Here is a 16,469-nt window from a genome sequence, read left to right as displayed (position 1 = left end):
GGAATCCTGCATTACTCGGGGATCCTTCCGCCTGACGGCAATGCCCCGAGATATTGCGATTTGTCCGTACGAACTGGCAAGTCCCAGCGCTCAGATTCGCACGGTCCGGGAGGACTGACTCCCGGACCGTCACGATCAAGCGCCGGCGTCGTTCAGACGTTCGGACCCGACGGGGCCGGCTGCGGACCGCACAGCGACCGGATCGCGCCCAGCAGCGTCGACCGGGTGAACGGCTTCTCCAGCAGCATGCTGTTCTCGTCCAGGTGCAGCTGCGGCCCGAGCGACGCCGCGGTGTATCCGGACATGTACAGCACCGGCAGGTCGGGCTGGTGCGTGCGCAGCGCCCCGGCCAGCTCCGGGCCGGTCATGGTCGGCATCACCACATCGGTGATCAGCAGGTCGGGCCGGGCGCCCGAGGCCACCTGGGTGACCGCGGTCAGCGCGTCGGTGGCCACCGCGATCTCGTAGCCGGCCGGCGCGATCAGCCGCTGCACGAGCTGGGCCACGTCCGGCTGGTCCTCGACGATCAGCACCCGGCCGATCACCGCCGACTTGTCCTTGCGCTCCCCGGCCGGCTGCTTCTGCTCCTCGGCGGCCGGCAGGTAGATGTGCACCGTGGTGCCGATCCGCGGACGCGACTCCAGCTCGATGTGCCCGCCCAGGTTCTGCACGATCCCGGCGGTGGTGGCCAGGCCCAGGCCGGCCGCGGTGGGCCGGGTCGTGAAGAACGGCTCCAGCGCGCGCTTGCGGATCTCCTCCTCCATGCCGACCCCGGTGTCGGTGACGACCAGGTGCACCAGCTTGCCGTTGGGCGCACCCTCGGCGAGCTGACCCGGCTCGACCACCTCGTTGGTCGCCGCGACCCGGACCATGCCGCCGTGCAGCATCGCGTCGCGGGCGTTGGCGGCCAGGTTGACCAGGGCCTGTTCGAGCGGGCCGCGTTCGGCCTTGACCGGCCAGACGTCCGGGCCGAAGGTCAGGTCCAGGCCGATGCGCTCGCCCAGGGTCCGGGAGAACAGCGACTGCACGTCGGTGAGCAGATCCGGGATCGGGATGACCTCGGGCCGGTTCCCCTCGCTGCGGCCGAACGCCAGCAGCTGGTGCGTGAGCGTGCGCCCGGTCGACACCGCCTCCATGATGTCCTTGGCCAGCTGGTGCGGCGACGAGTCCTCGTCGGTCTGCGACAGGATCATGTCGGCCGAGCCGGCGACCACGGTCATCAGGTTGTTGAAGTCGTGCGACAGGCCGCCGATGAGCTGGCCCAGGCTGTCCAGCCGGCGCAGGTGGTCGAGCTGCCGTTTGAGGCCACGGGCGTCGATGTGGTCGGTGGTGTCGGTGATCATGCAGAGCACGCCGCCGAACTCGCCGTTGTCGTCCCGGACCGGCATCATGCTCATCCGCACGCTGCGCCGCGAGCCGTCGGCCCGCATCAGGCGGGTGGCGCCGACCGTGGACCGGCCCTGCCGGCACTCGGTGATCCGCCGGTCCAGCTCCTTCTGCCCCTGGTTGTCCAGGAAACCGCGCAGCGACACCCCGATCAGCTCGCTGCGGGGCATCCCCAGGACCACACCGATCGGCTCGTTGGCGTAGGTCGCCACGCCGTCCGGGTCCAGCTGCAGCACGCCTTCCGGGATCGTCTCCAGCACCCGGCGGTAGCGCTCCTCGGCCGCCCGCAGCCGTTCCTGGGCCCGGGAGCCGGCCACCGCCAGCGACAGCTCACCGGCGATGTCCCGGGCCAGTTCGACCTCGGGGGTCGAATAGAAGGCGTCCGGTGTGTGCCGGGTCAAAATCAAATAGCCCGCGTACGTGTTGTCCACGATCACCGGGCTCAGCACCGCGGCCGTGATCCCGTGCTCGGGCGGGGCCAACGCTGCCGCCGAGTCCCCGGCCAGCACTATCGGGCGGCGACTGGCGGCGAGCGTGGTCGAGTACTCGTCGTCGGGTGCGTGACCGGCGCGGTCCAGGGCCCGGGCCAGCGGAGCGGAGCGCGCGTCCTCCAGATGGTGGTACGCGATCTGTTCGTACGGGCCGTCGTCGCGGAGCAACTGCACCCCGGCGCCGTCGCCGATCATGTCGGCGGCGGCGCGGGCCGCTGTGGATCGCACCTCGGCCGGATCCGCCGCGGCGCGACTGAGCGCGAGGGCGAGATCGGCGAGCGCGTACCGGAGGGGGTAAGCCATGACACCCATGTGCACATTTTTCGTGTCATGGGACGTGCGTGAGGGGTGTTCGGCGGAATCCGGCCCGGATGTTCACGACCGGACCGGATTCCGGGCGGTTCTTACTGGAAGAGGGCGCTCACCGACTCGCCGTTGTGTATACGCCGCATCGCCTCGGCCAGCGCCGACGCCACCGAGATCACGGTCAGCTTCTCGTGCCGCTTGGACGGCGGGATCGGCACCGTGTTGGTGCAGACGATCTCCTCGATCTCCTTCTCCGCGGCCAGGCGCTGCACCGCGTCGTTGGTGAGCAGGCCGTGCGTGCAGGCCACCCGCACGCTGCGGACGTTCCGCTCGCGCAGCCGGGCCAGCAGCTCGAAGACCGTGCTGCCCTTGGCGATCTCGTCGTCCAGCACGATCACGTCCCGGTCGCCGACCTCACCGATGATCGAGTTGATCACCACCTTGTCGTCGGCGAAACGCTGCTTGGCGCCGGCCGCCACCTCGATGCCGAGCAGCCGGGCGAAGGCCGCCGCCTCCTTGGCGTTGCCCAGGTCGGGCGAGACCACCACCGTGTTGCTCAGGTCGTAACCGCGGAAGTGGTGGGCCAGCTCGCGCAGCGCGTGCAGGTGATCCACCGGGATGCTGAAGAAGCCGTGCACCTGCGGGGAATGCAGGGTCATGGCCAGCACCCGATTGGCGCCGGCGGTGGTGAGCAGGTCGGCGACCAGGCGGCCACCGATCGAGATGCGCGGGGCATCCTTCTTGTCGGAGCGGGCGTAGGCGTAGTGCGGCAGGACCACGGTGATCCGGCCGGCCGACGCGCCACGGGCGGCGTCGAGCATGAAGAGCAGCTCGGCGAGATGCTCCTGGGTCGGAGGGACCAGGGGCTGGATCAGGAACACGTCCCGTTCCCGGCAGTTCCCCTCCAGTTGCACCTCGATGCAGTCGTTGGCGAACCGGGAGATCCGGGTCGGCAGGAGTGGCACACCGAGGTGCTCGCAGATCTCCGCGGCCAGTTCGGGATGGGCGGATCCGGTGAAAACGGCGATGTCACGCACGGCCACATGCTAAGAGGCGGGCGTACGGGGTCGTCAGGACACCTCCTCCGACGTTAGCGTGCTCTCATGAACGGACTGGCGGTCGCGTGCCGGCGGGTGGTGCACATCTACCGCGCCGAGGCCGGGGACGTGGTGGCCCTGGCCGGAGTCGATCTCTCCATCGCCCCGGGCGAGACGATCGCCCTGGTCGGGCCCTCCGGCTCCGGCAAGTCCACCCTCATCGCGCTGCTGGCCGGGCTGATGCGCCCGTCGGCCGGCCGGATCAACGTGGGTACATACGACCTGGGGAAGCTGGCCGACGGCGAGATCTCCCGGCTGCGCGGCACCGAGATCGGCGTGGTGCTGCAGGGCGCGGCGCGGAACCTGCTTCCGTACGCGACCCTGCACCGCAACATCTGGCTCGCCCAGCGCCGGGCCGCGCACACCCGGGGCATCAAGCTGGACGATCCCGACCGCATCCTCGATCTGGTCGGATTGCCTGGTCAGGGCCGTCGCAAGCTGGCCGACCTGACCCCCGGCGGCCGGCAGCGGGCCGCCCTCGCGGTCGGCATCGCCACCGGGCCCGGACTACTCCTGGTCGATGAGCCGACCAGCCGGCTGGACACCGCCGGGCGGGACGAGGTTCTTGATGCACTCGAAACGGTGAACCGGGAACGGGAGACCACGATCGTGGTGGTCACCCACGACAACGAGGTCGGCGCGCGCCTCGGCCGGGCCGTCACCATCCGGGACGGGCGGGTCGGCGCCGAGGGGCGCGACGGGCAGGACTTCGCCGTGGTCGCCGGCGACGGGACCGTCCAGTTGCCGCCGGAGGTCCTCGGCTCCTACCCGCCGGGAACCCTGTTCACCGTCCAGCACATCGACGGCGAGGTCACCCTGGTCCCCGGCGGCACCGAACCCGTCACCTGACCCCGCCCGCCAACTCCCGTCGCCAGCCCCCGTCCAACGGCTCCCGTCCGACGGCCCCCGACAGCAGCGAGCGCCAGCTGCGGGTTGCCAGCTGGCGCTCACGGTCCTCCTGGACGGTTTTCACAGCCCTCAGGGCCAGCCGGTCAGCATCAGCTGGCGCTGACGGTCCTTCCGGCGGGTTTTTGCAGCCCTCAGGGCCAGCCGGTCAGCACCAGCTGGCGCTGACGGTCCTTCCGGCGGGTTTTTGCAGCCCTCAGGGCCAGCTGGTCAGCACCAGCTGGTGCTGACGGTCCTTCCGGCGGGTTTTTGCAGCCCTCAGGGCCAGCTGGTCAGTAGTAGCGGCGACGGCGGCGGGGCTGCTTGGGCCACATCTTGCGGGTGATCAGGAAGGCGACGCCGAACGCCGCGACCACCACGACCGCCACCACCGGCGTGGTCACCTTGGACGACTGATCGCTGACCGCCGACTGGTTGGCCGAGAGCACCGTGTCGGTCTTGGCCGGCGCCGTGGTCGGCGGCGGCGCGGTCGGCAGCTCGTTGAAGTCGACCAGGTTGCTGCTCTCCAGCAGCGTCAGGTGCGTGGCCACGAACTGGTTGGTCCGCTGAGCCAGCTTCCGGATCGTGTCGTTGCGGGTGCTGGCCCGGATCGTCGCGATCGCCGGGAAGATCTTGCCGTGCGCGGCCCGCAGCCGGTCCACGAAGATCTGGTCGAACTCCTTGCCCTGGGCCGCCCGCATCTCGCCCAGCCAGCCCTGCTGGTCGGCGTTCGGCTTGTTCGGCAGGTCGATGTCGAGCTTCTTGGCCGCGGCCCGGACCAGCTGGTCCAGCACGGTGTGCTGGGCCGCGATGTCCTTGCCGATCTGCTGGATCCGCGGGTCGTCGGACTTCTCCTGGGCCATCTGCCCGGCCGGCATCTCCCACAGCCCGGCCAGCCGCACCTTGGTCGCGAAGTCCCGGTCGGCCGCCGAGACCTCGCCCTCACCGGTGTCGGTGATCAGCTGGTTCGGCGGTACCGGCACGCCCGGGTCGTCGGCCGCCAGCGCCGCACGCGGTTGCATAAGCACCAGCGCCACGACGGCTACAGCGACCCCGGTCAGATGGCGTAGGCGCGATCCCAGTTCGACGGCGACCACACGAACCTCCTCCACAGCTCCCGCACAGCTTGTTCATGCACGAGAACGGATCAGGAGCGCCGGTGGATCAATGTCGCCAGGGTCTTTCGGCCCTGGTGCGATTTTTTCGTACGTGATAGACCCCTCTCAGCCCACCCGGCGACGCAGGTCGCGGCCGCCGAGCACGGCCGCCACCAGGTACGGAACCAGCACCGCGACCGCCCACCACAGCAGCACCCCGGCCCGTGGCCACCCCGGCAGCGGCAGGTCCGGTGGCTTGATCCCGGCCAGCGGCAGCGCCCACCCGGTCAGCCACCACCCGGCCAGCGCCACCAGCATCCCGGCCAGCACCGCGGCCGTGACCAGCACCGGGTACGTCCAGAAGGTCGCCTGCCCGGCCGTCCCCCGCCGCAGCCCCTGCACCCGCATGGCCACCAGATCCTCGGTGCGGCGGCCCCGGTCCACGGCCACGGTCAGGACCAGCGCCCCCACCCCGAGCAGCGTCGCCAGCCCGGCCGCGAGCAGGTAGAAGCCGAGCGACAGGGCCGGGCCCTGCCGCTCCAGACGTTCCTGGACAGCGGCCTTCCCGGTGTCGTCGACGACCGAGAGGCCCTGCGCGGTGAGCCGGTCCACCGCGTCGGCCGGGGCCGACCGGTTCAGCCAGACCTGGGTCGACGACGCGCGCCGGGTGCTCGACGCCAGCAGCCCGGCGTAGCCGAGATCCATCATCCAGGCCTGCCGGCCCAGGCTCGGCACCACCGGCAACGCGACGGCCGGGGCCACCGGGACCGCGTCGTCGGCCAGTCCCCGGATCAACTCGGGGGCCGTTCCGGTGTGCGCCACGGGCAGCGGAGCCGGCACCCCGGACGGATGCAGCCGGGCGACTTCGGCGTAGGCCGGCGACACGTCGACGTCGAGCGCGATGCCGTCCGGCCGGACGGTCAGCCGGCCTCGCTGAGACACCGCCCACCGATCGCCCAACGAGTGGATCACCAGATGAGCCTTGACCTGGTCGCGGCTGCTCCCGCCGACCTGGACGCTGTTGATCCGGCAGCCGGTGGCGCAGACGGTCGCCGACTGCCGGTACGTCGCCCGGCCCACCCGCATCCGCCCGAAGTCGACGAGGGCTTCGCCGGAGGCCGACGAGACCGACATCGCGAGCTGCAGCTTGTCGCTGCCGCTGGTGACGTCGACAGCGATTTCCGGCCCCGTGACCATGGTCGGCTCCACATCGGCCGGCCGGATCCGTTCCGCGACCAGGCCGGCCGAGGGCCCGTCCCCCGGCCAGATGGCCACCGCGGGCAGGGCCCGGGTGTCCACGGCCAGGCCGGTGGTCGGCTCGTTCCCCCCGCTGGAGATCTGGGTGACCGCCATCGCCCAGGTGCCCTGCGGGTCGGCGGCCCGGACCGCGTCCAGCAGCTGGCGTCCGGAGACCGGCTCGACCATCAGGACCCGCTCCGCGCCGGCGCCGAGCCGGGCCTGGGCGTCCCGGTCACGCACCCCGGTGTCGACCGCGCACCCCGCGTACCCGGCCACCGCGGTCGCGGCCGTCAGCAGCGCGAACAACCGTGAGGCGCCGGGCCGGCGGGTCAGCTGCAAGCCGGCCAGGGCCGGCCCGAGCCGCCCGCGACGCAGGGCCCGGGCCGCGATCCGGCCGATCACCGGCAACAACGCCCGTGACAGCAGCAACGCCAGTACGAGCAGCACGAACGCGGGCGCGAACAGTCCGATCCCGGTCAGCGTGCCCTTCGAGAGATAGAGCTGACCGGCGGCCAGCAGCGCCAGCGCCAGCAGCACCGCCTCGCCGAACGGGACCCGGCCCGTACCCGGCGCGGGGATCCGCCGGAGCAGCCCGGCGACCGGGCGGGTGAGCTGGCGGCGCTGGGCGGCGACCGCGGCCAGCAGCGCGATCAGGGCGGCGACGGGCGCGTAGCGCAGTGACGACCAGTCGGCCGTCTGGCTGACGCCGGGGAAGCGGACCGCGGCCACCACGTCGATCAGCAGCTGCCCGGCCAGGCAGCCGGCGATCGCCCCGGCCAGCACCGCGATCAGGCTCTCCCCGGTGGCCAGCCACCAGCGGGACCACCAGCGGGCGCCCCGCAACGCGACCACCGCCAGTTCGTTCTGCCGGCCCTGGGCGCCGTACCCCACGGTCAGATAGATGCTGAAGCAGGCCAGCAGAACCAGCGGTACGGCCAGCACCGGAACCAGCAGCCGGGCGGACGCACGCCCCTGGTCGATACGGTCGAGCAGGTACGGGATGTCGGTGTCGATCTGCAGAGTCGCGTCGAGGTCGCCGGCCGCCTGGTTCAACTTGTTCAACTCGGCGCGCAGCTGGGTGATGCGGTCGATGTCCAGGGTGCTGGGGCCGGCGAGGCCGTCGATCGCCAGCGTGGTGCGGGTGCGGTCCATCGCCGGGAACGTCATCGCCATGGTGAAGAGCGGCTCGCCGGAGCCGACGTCCGGGCCGCTGACGAAGTAGCCGTGCCGCCCCCAGTACGTCTCACCGGGTTGTGGCACGCGGTACGTCCCGGCGACGACCAGTGCCTTCGGTTTGCCGGCGGCCACATACCGCGGAAGGCCGGTCGAGTTGTCGGGGATCGCGGCCGCAAGGGTGATCGCGTCACCCGGCGCCAGGCCGAGCCGTTTCGCGGTCTGCTCGCCGATCAGCACGTCGCCCTCGCCGAACATGCACCGCCCGGCGACGATCTGCAGGTGCGAGCAGGCATCCTGCCGGAAGACCAGGCGCGACGGATACCTGTCGGTCTTTTCCAGCCCGACGGTCGGCACCTCCTGCGAGTAGATGTACCGGAAGCCGGGCAACGCGATCAGCGTGCCGCCGATCTCGGCGAAATCCCCGTCGGAGCCGCCGGCCGACGGGTCCTGCGAACCGCGGACGGTCAGGGTCAGCTCGCCGGTGGATGCGGTCGCGATCTGGCCGGCCGCCACCGCGCGTTCGGCGGCCACCAGGTACGCCGGGGCGGCCACCGCGGACGCCACCGCCAGCAGTGACAGCAGAGCGAGTGTGATCGACTGGCCCCGGCGGTGCCAGACCATCGCGAACACCAGCGCCATCATCGGTGCAACCCCCTGATCAGGGGGCGCAGCGACAGCCAGCCCACCAGTCCGAGCAGGATCAGTGCGGCGACGGTGGCCAGGGCCACCGTTCCCGGCGGCAGCGGCGCCTGGCCGGGCAGCACTCGCCAGCCGTCGGTGAACTCGGGCACCGGGCTCCCGGTCGCCAGAACGCTCAGGTTCGCGGCCACCACCCCGGTCAGAACCCCGGTCACGACCAGGGCGGCGGTCCCCGCGGCCCCGGCCGCCGCCGCGACCGGGGTCGGCAGGCCCTGGCGGCGCAGCGCGTTCAGCTGGGCGCCGAGTGATCGCCGCTCGGCGACCACCCCGACGGCGACGGTCACCGCGGCCAGCAGCAACGCGGCCACGCCGGCCAGCAGCGCGAACCGGACCACCGCGGCCGGTCCCTGCTCGCCGAGCCCGTGCGCGCGCCGAGCCGCCGTCGTGTCAGTTCCGACCGTCAGACCCGCGGCGGTGAGCCGGGCGACGATCCCGGGCGAGGCGCCGGGGGCAAGCCAGACCTGGAACTGCCCGCCCGCGTCGGCCACCCCGGCCAGGCGGCTGGTGACGCCCAGGTCGGTCATGACTCCGTTGCGCCCGACCACCGGCAGGGCCGCAACGGTCGCGGTCACCTGGACCGGTGCCGGTTCCCCGTACGCCGTGAGCAGCGCATCGGAATACCGCCAATCCGCGGGCAGGGCGCCGGCCAGCACCACCGGGACCGGTCCGCGCGTGCCGGCCGCCCACACGTCGACCCCGACATGCGGCAGACCGCCGGTGTTCGCGTCGGTGACCAGCCGCAACGCGCCGTCGGCGGCGGCCATGTCGAGTGCCGAGCCGACCGTCCCGGGCCGCCAGCGGGCGATGTCGGCGAGTGTCGTGCCGTCCAGCACGACCGGTTGCGCCCCGTCCTGGCGCAGCTCGCGCACGGCGATCCCGGCGCCCTCGGGTGGCGGCCGGGTGCGCCCGTCGGCGTCCGGCGGGGTGGTCATCGACCAGTTGACGATCCGGCAGCCGGGGGCCGACCGGCAGCCCTGGACCGGTGCGGTCGCGGTACCCCGGCCGGCCGGCAGCGCGCCGAACGACACGGTCACCGGCGCCCCGGTCGCCTCGTGCCGCAGGGTCAGGGTCAGCGCGACGGCGGCCGGGCCGCTCCGCTCGTAACTCACGGTGAGCCGGTCCCCGGTGATCGGCGGCAGGCCGGGCTCGGCCACCGCGCCGGTGGCGTCCGGCAGGGTGGTGACCGCGCCGTATTCCGGGCGCCAGGCGGCCACGGCGGCGAGCCGGGAGGTGTCCACTTCGAGCACCCGCACCTGGTTGTCGAGGCTGATCACCGCGGCCATCGCCTCACGGCCGCCCGGATCGGCCCGGCGGACCGCATCGAGCAGCGCGGTGCGGTTGGTGCCGGGCACCGTGAGAACCCGCACCGCGCCGAGGTCGGCCGTGCTACGGGCGTCCCGTTCCGCCCTCTCGGCCTGCTGGCCGCCGAACGCCGACAGGAACAGCGCAACCCCGACCACGACCAGCGCGAACAGGCGTTCCGCGCCGGCCGAGCGGGAGATCTGCAGGGCGCTCAGACCGAGGCGCAGCCGGCCGGAGCGCAGCGCCACCCGGCCGGTGCGGGACGCCACCCGGCCGAACAGCCGAGCCGCCAGCAGACCCACCGCGAGCGTGACCAGGGCCGGGGCGGCCGCGTCGACGCCGATCACCGGGCTACCGGCGCGAGCCTGGAAGAGCGCGGCCGCGGCGACCGTCAGCAGCAGCGCGTCAGCCAGCGCGGACCACCACGGGCTGCCGCCCGGGGCCGCCGGGCGCAGCAGGACCGCCACCGGGCGACCGAGCAGGGACGCCTCCACCGCGGCGAGGACGGCCAGGCCGCCGAGCAGCACGGCGCCGGCCCCACCGGCCGACCAGATCAGCGCCGCCCGCTGGTCACCGGCGCCGAAAGACGTGCCGGCCAGGGCCCGGGCCAGCAGGTATCCGGCCGGGGCGCCGAGCAGCAACCCGGCGACCAGCGGCACCAGGTGCTGCCCCCAGGCCAGGCGCAGAGCGCCCCACCGGCTGATTCCCCGCAGCTTGAGCAGCGCGGCGTCGGCCCGGCGGTCACGGGACGTGTAACGCCCGGCCAGGCCGATCGCGAACCAGGTGAGGACGACGATCTGGACGCCGGTGGTGAGCACGCCACGCAGCACGGTGGACCGGTCCCGGGCGATCGTCGACAGCAGGTCCCGTGAGTTGACGTCCAGTTGCACCTCGTCGGCGCCGAGCCGGTTGTCCGCGGCGGTCAGCTTCGCTGTCAGGTCCCGGTCGTCGCGGATCAGATCGTCCGGCAGAACGATCTCGTACGTGCTGATGGGGTTCCACAGGGGTTTGGCCCGGAACTGGGCGATCGGGACGAACACCGGGTCGAGACCGGCGGCGGAGCGGTAGACCTCGCTCGCCCAGTAGGGCCCGTCCGGGTCCAGCCGCGTGTACAGCGCGACCACCCTGATCGAAACGATGCCGCTGACCAGTGACGACGACGTCGCCACGGTCGAGCCGCGGGTGAGACCGAGCCGCCGGGCGGTCTCCACGCTGATCGCGCCCTCGCCGGGCTGGGCCGGACACGGGCCGTCAAGCTGGACGTGGTCGCAGAACCCCTCCCGGTAGGCCAGGCGGATCGAGGTGCCGGCGGTGCTCTGTCGCAGGGTCATCGAGGTGAACAGCCCGGAGGTCGGCTCGCTCGCCGGCAGCCGCAGCGCCTCACGCACCCGGCCGGCGAACTCCTCCGACGCGGCGCCCGGATCGCCGTTGGTGCTGACCGCCTGCTGGGCGGTGACCAAGCGTTCCGAGGCGCCGGCGGCGGCCAGGTCGGCCCCGGCGGACCGGCCGGCCGCGGCGAACGCGAACCACGGGCCGGCCACCGCGACGGCCGCGGCCAGGGTGGCCAGCACGAGGATGGTGAGCACCTGTGCGGTCCGGGTGCGCACCGCGCCGAGTACGAGCGCGAACATCGATCCTCCCCCGTGGGTCATCGGGGAGGTTACGCCCTCATCGCGCTCCGTGGTGACCGGAAGTTTCGGCCTGTGGACAACGTCCGGTGGATTTCAGGGCCGGGCCCAGCCGGCGACGCCGTCGGCCAGGTGCACCTCGCGGTCGCAGGCGGCCGCCGCCTCCGGGTCGTGGGTGGCCAGCACGACGGTCGCGCCGCGGTCGGCCTCGGCCCGCAGCAGCTCCAGGACCTTCTGCCGGTTGGCCGCGTCGAGCTCGCTGGTGACCTCGTCGGCCAGCACCACCCGGCCCCGCAGGGCCAGCCCGCGAGCGATCGCGGCGCGCTGCTGCTGGCCGCCGGAGAGCTCCTCGATCAGCTGGTTGGCCTGGCCGGCCAGGCCGACCGCGGCCAGCGCGTCGGCTGTCCGGCGGCGGGCGTCGGCCGGTGAGCCGCCGGTGGCGATCACCGCGACGGACACGTTCTCGGCCGCGGTGAGGATCGCGGCCAGCCCGTTCTCCTGCGGGATCAGCACCACGCCGCGGCCGACCGCGTCGTCCCGGCCGCCGAGCACCGAGCCGTCCACGGTGACCGTGCCGGCGCGTGGGGCGAGCAGCCCGGCCATGGCGTTCAGCAGTGTCGTCTTCCCGGCTCCGGAAGTTCCGGTGACCGCCAGCACCTCGCCGGGGCGGGCGGTCACGGTCACCCCGCGCAGCACCGGGTCGCCGTTGGTGTATCCGAGATCAACCGATGACAGTTCCATGTATTCGCTACCCCCGATCGATGGGGGACGTTACTACAGCCAGCCCCGCTTCTTGAGGTAGAAGTACAGGGAGGTCGCCATGACGACGATCAGCACCGAGCTCATCGCGAAACCCCAGGGCTGGGCGTAGCCGGGATAGGGCAGGTTCTGCCCGAAATAGCCGGTCAGCGCGGTCGGGACGGCGATGATGGCGGCCCACGCGGCGAGTTTGCGGGTGATGTCGTTGAGGATGTTGCTCTGCTCGTTCAGGTCGGCGTCGAGCAGTTCGGTGATCCGGGTGAGCGAGTGCTCGATCGACTCCAGGGCGCGTTCGGCGTGGTCCTCGACGTCGCGGTAGTACGGCCGCAGGTCGTCGTCGACCAGGTCACCGTCGGGCCGGAGGATCTCGGCGACCACGTCCTCCATCGGGGCGACGGCGCGGCGCAGCTGGGCCAGCGTGCGGCGCAGGGCGAAACCGTGCATACGCACCGGGCGGGGCGCGCCGCCCTCACCCAGCATGGCGTCCTCGATCTTGTCCATCGCCTCGTCGATGCGGCGGGCGGCGTCGTACTGGCTGTCGACGACGACGTCGAAAAGTCCGTACAGAAGGAAATTGATTCCGCCGGAGGCGGCCAGATCTGGATCTTGATCCCAGCGTTGGGTGAGCTTGTCGACGTCGCCCGCGCCCTTGTGCACGGTGATCAGCACGCGCTTGGTGACGAAGGCGCTGATCTCCACCTTGTGCGGTTTCTCCTCGGCGTGCGGGACCGAGACCGCGTAGACGTTGACGAACAGGTGATCCGGGTAGCGATCCAGCTTGGGCCGCTCGTGGTCGGCCAGGGCGTCCTCGATCGCGAGCGGGTGCAGTCCGTACTCGGCGCCGACGGTGGCCAGGTCCGGCGCCGACGGTTCGAGCAGATCCAGCCAGGCCACGGCGTCGGGGTGGTCACGCAGAGCGGCGGCCAGATCCCCGTACGCGAAATCCTGGTTCATCACCCGGCCCTCCGAGTACAGGCGGATCTGAACGGGACAGGAGATCGCGGTTGTCACCGTCTCACTATGCCCGGGCGGAAACCGGGCGGAAACTCCGCTCGGCCTACGATGAGTCGTGACTTGGCTCGATGACCTGCTGACCGCGTTCTACACCGCGAAGTGGCAGGTGACCGCCGATCAGGCGATCTACTGGCGGGAGATCGTCGGCAACGCCTTCGGTCTGGGCTCGGCGCTGTTCGGGCTGCGCCGCAGCGCCTGGGCCTGGCCGGTCGGGATCGTCGGCAACATCCTGCTGTTCACGGTCTTCGTCGGGCAGGCGGTCGGCAACGATCAGGGCACCCCGCTGTACGGGCAGGCCGCCCGCCAGGTGTTCTTCCTGATCACCAGCGTGTACGGATGGTGGCTGTGGCGCCGCAACCGCCGCCGCGGGCAGGGCGCCGCCGTGGTGCCGCACTGGGCCGGCCATCGGCAGCGGCTGGTCTTCATCCCGGCCGCGCTGCTCGCCGTGGCCGGCTGCTTCTTCGTGTTCCGCCAGGTCGGCGCCGGTTTCCCGGTGCCCTGGTGGTACTACCTGGCCGACTCGTGGATCTTCGTGGGTTCCATGCTGGCGACGTACGCGATGGCCCGCGGCTGGGTCGAGTTCTGGCTCTGCTGGATCGCCGTCGACCTGGTCGGCGTCCCGGAGCTGCTGCACTTCGGCTATTACCCGTCAGCGGTGCTCTACGCGGTCTACGCCGGCTTCGTGATCTGGGGTTTCGTGGTCTGGCTGCGCATCTCGCGCCGCCCGCTGCCGCCGCTGCAGGACAAGGTGCACGCCCACGCCGGCAATTAGGCCCCAGAACGCCGAGCCGACGTGCGCCACGGTCATCCCGGACGCGGTCGCGGCCAGCGTGACCAGGGCGCCCTCGCGGGCCGGCTTGTCGTCGAGCGCGCCGGCCAGGCTGTTGAGCAACGCGCCGAGCAGGGCCACCCCGCAGACGGCGGCGACCAGCGGTTTCGGCAGCGCGGTGAAGAAACCGACCAGGCCGGTGCCGAGGAAACCGCAGACCAGGTAGAAGAAACCACAGGCCACTCCCGCGACGTACCGAAATCTGGGGTTGGGGTGGGCTTGTTCTCCCGTGCAGATCGCCGCGGTGATCGCGGCGAGGTTGATGCCGTGGCTGCCGAACGGCGCCAGCAGCACCGAGACGATGCCGGTGCCGCCGAGCAGCAGTCGATCATCCGGCTGATAGCCGCTCACCCGGAGTACGGCCAGACCGGGCGCGTTCTGCCCGGCCATCGTCACGATCAGCAGCGGCAGACCGACGCTGACCAGCGCCGACCAGTTCAGCGTGGGCACGGTCAGGTGCGGAAGGGTGAGCTTGGCCGAGACCCCGCCGAGATGCAGCTCGTGCTGCAGCGCCGCCACCAGCGACCCCGAGCCGAGCCCGAGCAGCACGGCATAGTTCGGCATGAATCGACGACCGATGAAGTACGCGATCAGCACGGTCAGAACCACCGCCGGGGCGCCCGGGAGCTGCCGGAACGCGTCGAGCGCGAACGGGAGCAGGATGCCCGCCAGCATCGCCGCGATGATGCCCGGCGGGACCTTGGCCAGGATCCGGCCGAAGAGTCCGGAGAAGCCGAGAATCGTCATGCCGACCGCGGCGAACAGGAACGCGCCGACGGCGTCCGAGTACTTGTACGCGCTCAGCGAGCCGACCAGCAGCGCCGCGCCCGGCGTCGAGAAGGCGGTGATCACCGGCTGCTTCGTGACCAGGCTCAGCACCAGACCGGAGAGGCCGCTGCCGATGGCGATGGCCCAGACCCACGAGGTGGTCTGGGCCTCGGTCAGGTGCGCGGCCGACGCGGCGGTGAGCACCACCGCGAACGGGCCGGAGAACGAGACCAGGACGGCGACGAGGCCCGCCACGATTGCGCTCGGTTTCACCATCGACGTCACTTTTGTCTTCGTCACCGTAGTCACCCGAGGAGTCGACCACGGACGGCCGACCCCTCGACAGGCGGCTCTCAGACCATCTCAAGCACAGGGACCACCGGCTCCGGCCCGACCGGCTTCGCCTTGCGGAGCATCCAGAGGCTGAGCGGCACGCCGACCAGGATCAGGATCGAGGCGACGACCAGGGCGGTCTGGTAACCGACCAGGTAGCGGTGCAGTTCGGTGCCGGTCGACGCGCCGGCCCGGTTGCTCAGGATGGCGCCCAGCACGGTCACGCCGAGCAGGCCGAACACCTCGCGGGAGACGTTGAGCATGCCCGAGGCGATCCCGGCCCGCTCGCTCGGCAGGGCGCCCAGCACCACGTTGCTCAGCGGGATGAGCAGGCCGCCGCCGACGCCGTAGAGGGCGAACCAGGGCAGCAGGTCGAGGTAGTGGGTGCCCTCGCCGTACTGGGCGATGCCCAGGATCGACGCGCCCATCACCAGCAGACCGAAAGCGGTCACCCGGGCGACGCCGAAGCGGGCCTCGAACCGCGGGGCCAGAACGGCGCCGACCGCGGTGATCAGCGCGAGCGGGACGAAGCCGGCACCGGCCTCGGTCGGCGAGAAGCCGAGCACGTTCTGCAGGTAGATGGCCATGTAGAAGTAGATGCCGAAGACCCCGAAGGCCCACAGGCCCATGGCCAGCAGACCGCCGGTGAACATCCGCAGCCGGAAGAACGCCAGATTCACCATCGAGTCTTCGGTACGGCTCTGCTGGACCACGAACGCGGTGGCGGCCACCGCCGCGACCGCGAACGATCCCAGGATCAGCCCGGAGGTCCAGCCCTTGGCGTCGCCCTCGATCAGGCCGTAGGTGAGAGCGAACAGCGCGACCGAGGACGTGATCAGGCCGATCGGGTCCATCCTCCGGAAGAAGTTGGCCTGCCGGGTGGCCTGACCGCGCGGCATGGTGATCATCGAGAGCGCGAACGTGGCCACGCCGATCGGCAGGTTGATCAGGAAGATCCAGCCCCAGGAGACGTGCTCGGCCAGGACGCCGCCGGTCAGCGGGCCGACCGCGAGGGCGAGCGCGCCGACCGCACCCCAGATGCCGATCGCGGTGCCGCGCTCCTTCGGGTCCGGGAAGAACTCCTGGATCAGGGCGAGCGCGGCCGGTGACAGCAGCGCCGCGCCGATCCCCTGGGCGGCCCGGGCGCCGATCAGCAGTTCCTGGCTGCCGGCCAGACCGGCCGCGACCGACGCGACCGTGAAGATCCCCAGGCCGGACAGGAAGACCATCCGGTGGCCGACCACGTCGCCGAGACGACCACCGGCCAGCAGAAGACCGGCAAAGACCAGGATGTACGCGCTGGTGATCCACTCCAGTCCGGAAATGGTCAGGCCCAGCTCGCGCTGGATGCTCGGCAGCGCCACATTGACGACGTTGTTGTCGAGGTACGTCATGAAGGTGCCGAGCGCCACCGCGACCAGCGCCCACCACCGACGGTTCTTCTCCATCGCTCCCCCTCG

At 71.8% G+C, this 16,469-nt stretch carries 10 protein-coding genes and 1 pseudogene; 2 read left to right on the top strand and 9 right to left on the bottom strand.

Annotation, left to right across the window (positions count from 1 at the left end):
• Positions 1 to 152: 152 nt before the first annotated feature.
• On the bottom strand, positions 153 to 2,180 hold the full coding sequence (locus tag ACSHV8_RS49815; RefSeq protein ID WP_436527493.1) for a hybrid sensor histidine kinase/response regulator: 2,028 nt from the start codon (positions 2,178 to 2,180) through the stop codon (positions 153 to 155).
• A 101-nt stretch (positions 2,181 to 2,281) separates the two neighbouring features.
• Entirely contained in the window at positions 2,282 to 3,220 is a 939-nt protein-coding gene (locus ACSHV8_RS49810) for a ribose-phosphate diphosphokinase (protein ID WP_436527492.1), read from the bottom strand.
• Positions 3,221 to 3,286: 66 nt separating this feature from the next.
• Here ACSHV8_RS49810 and ACSHV8_RS49805 point away from each other — a divergent pair, with 66 nt between their 5' ends.
• Complete coding sequence (locus ACSHV8_RS49805; protein ID WP_436527491.1) at positions 3,287 to 4,129, top strand: ABC transporter ATP-binding protein; 843 nt, start codon at positions 3,287 to 3,289, stop codon at positions 4,127 to 4,129.
• Positions 4,130 to 4,458: 329 nt separating this feature from the next.
• Here ACSHV8_RS49805 and ACSHV8_RS49800 read toward each other — a convergent pair whose 3' ends face one another.
• The 5 genes from ACSHV8_RS49800 to ACSHV8_RS49780 form a co-directional block, all read right to left on the bottom strand.
• Positions 4,459 to 5,277: a DUF4142 domain-containing protein gene (locus tag ACSHV8_RS49800; RefSeq protein WP_436527490.1), complete on the bottom strand. Its 819-nt coding sequence runs from the start codon at positions 5,275 to 5,277 to the stop codon at positions 4,459 to 4,461.
• A 111-nt stretch (positions 5,278 to 5,388) separates the two neighbouring features.
• Complete coding sequence (locus ACSHV8_RS49795) at positions 5,389 to 8,319, bottom strand: FtsX-like permease family protein (RefSeq protein WP_436527489.1); 2,931 nt, start codon at positions 8,317 to 8,319, stop codon at positions 5,389 to 5,391.
• Positions 8,316 to 11,309, bottom strand: a complete 2,994-nt coding sequence (locus tag ACSHV8_RS49790; RefSeq protein ID WP_436527488.1) for an FtsX-like permease family protein — start codon at positions 11,307 to 11,309, stop codon at positions 8,316 to 8,318. Before ACSHV8_RS49790 ends, ACSHV8_RS49795 begins: the two co-directional genes overlap by 4 nt.
• A gap of 93 nt (positions 11,310 to 11,402) precedes the next feature.
• Positions 11,403 to 12,047: an ABC transporter ATP-binding protein gene (locus tag ACSHV8_RS49785; RefSeq protein WP_436527487.1), complete on the bottom strand. Its 645-nt coding sequence runs from the start codon at positions 12,045 to 12,047 to the stop codon at positions 11,403 to 11,405.
• Between the two features lie 33 nt (positions 12,048 to 12,080).
• On the bottom strand, positions 12,081 to 13,076 hold the full coding sequence (locus ACSHV8_RS49780) for a magnesium transporter CorA family protein (RefSeq protein WP_436527486.1): 996 nt from the start codon (positions 13,074 to 13,076) through the stop codon (positions 12,081 to 12,083).
• 58 nt (positions 13,077 to 13,134) lie between these two features.
• Between ACSHV8_RS49780 and ACSHV8_RS49775 the strand changes: the two genes are divergently transcribed.
• Entirely contained in the window at positions 13,135 to 13,851 is a 717-nt protein-coding gene (locus tag ACSHV8_RS49775; protein ID WP_436527485.1) for a nicotinamide mononucleotide transporter family protein, read from the top strand.
• Positions 13,852 to 13,878: 27 nt separating this feature from the next.
• Here the strand turns inward: ACSHV8_RS49775 and ACSHV8_RS49770 are convergent.
• A pseudogene (locus ACSHV8_RS49770) lies at positions 13,879 to 14,952 on the bottom strand (benzoate/H(+) symporter BenE family transporter); the annotation flags it as partial.
• 77 nt (positions 14,953 to 15,029) lie between these two features.
• Positions 15,030 to 16,457, bottom strand: coding sequence for an MFS transporter (locus tag ACSHV8_RS49765; RefSeq protein WP_436527484.1), 1,428 nt, complete (start codon positions 16,455 to 16,457; stop codon positions 15,030 to 15,032).
• Positions 16,458 to 16,469: the final 12 nt, after the last annotated feature.

Source organism: Actinoplanes sp. HUAS TT8 (assembly GCF_051380535.1).
Lineage (GTDB): Bacteria > Actinomycetota > Actinomycetes > Mycobacteriales > Micromonosporaceae > Actinoplanes.
This window is presented reverse-complemented; position numbering and strand designations above follow the sequence as displayed.